We start from the raw sequence: 504 nt of genomic DNA on the forward strand, positions 1-504 counted from the left end.
AGTCGCTCATTCTCGGTGGCGTCTACGGAACCATCGCGGGCATGATCTTCGCCCTGCCACGAGCGGTCGTGCCGTCGAACTACATGACGACACTCACGTTCTTCATCTACGCGATTCTCCTCCTCGGCGGCGCGGCCACGATCCTCGGACCGGTCATCGGCTCGATCATCTTCTGGGTGCTTCTGTCGTTCTTCTCCGGTTTTATCGCCCGGGCTCAGGAGGCGGGCTGGTTCCCGTTCATGACGAGCATTCAGGCCGGCCAGGTTCGTTTCATCCTCGTGGGGGTTGCCATCATGCTGATCGTGATCTTCAGACCGCAAGGCATCTTCGGAAACAAGAAGGAGTTGGCCTTTGTCCAGTAACGTGAATTCCGACATTCCGAACGTTCCCGTGGTTCCGGTCGTTCCCACGGCAAAGCCGATCAAGAGCGTCGACCTGCACATCGGGGAGGCGGAGCCCGGCTGCAAGAAGCGGGATCCCATCCTGATCGTCGACAAAGTGAGC

The 504-nt window shown here is 59.3% G+C and carries 1 pseudogene; it reads left to right on the forward strand.

Going from position 1 to position 504, the window contains the following annotated elements:
* Positions 1–362: pseudogene (locus JF66_RS21115) on the forward strand (branched-chain amino acid ABC transporter permease); the annotation flags it as partial.
* Positions 363–504: the final 142 nt, after the last annotated feature.

The sequence above is a fragment of the Cryobacterium sp. MLB-32 genome (assembly GCF_000738085.1).
In the GTDB taxonomy this organism is placed as follows: Bacteria; Actinomycetota; Actinomycetes; order Actinomycetales; family Microbacteriaceae; genus Cryobacterium.